The 380-nt window shown below is 69.7% G+C and carries 1 protein-coding gene; it reads right to left on the bottom strand.

The annotated features are described in order from the left end of the window. A partial coding sequence (rplB, locus tag G3I78_RS50950; protein WP_164437455.1) for a 50S ribosomal protein L2 occupies positions 1 to 380 on the bottom strand: 380 nt, incomplete at both ends.

The raw sequence follows: 380 nt of genomic DNA, 5'->3' as shown, positions 1-380 counted from the left end.
TTGCCCCAGTTGATGTTCGACTGCTCGGCGTTGCCCACCTCGCCGACCGTCGCGCGGCAGCGCAGGTCGACGTTGCGGATCTCGCCGGAGGGCATGCGCAGCTGCGCGTACGGCCCGTCCTTGGCGACGAGCTGCACCGACGCACCGGCCGAGCGGGCGATCTTCGCGCCGCCACCGGGCTTGAGCTCGATGGCGTGGATGACCGTACCGGTCGGGATGTTGCGCAGCGGCAGGTTGTTGCCGGGCTTGATGTCCGCGCCCGCGCCGTTCTCGACGACGTCGCCCTGCTTGAGCTTCGCCGGCGCGATGATGTAGCGCTTCTCGCCGTCCGCGTAGTGCAGGAGCGCGATGCGCGCGGTGCGGTTGGGGTCGTACTCGAT

This window comes from Streptomyces sp. SID13726 (genome assembly GCF_010548375.1).
Classification (GTDB): Bacteria; Actinomycetota; Actinomycetes; order Streptomycetales; family Streptomycetaceae; genus Streptomyces.
Note: the sequence above shows the minus strand (reverse complement) of the source record. Positions and strands in the feature narration are given on the sequence as shown.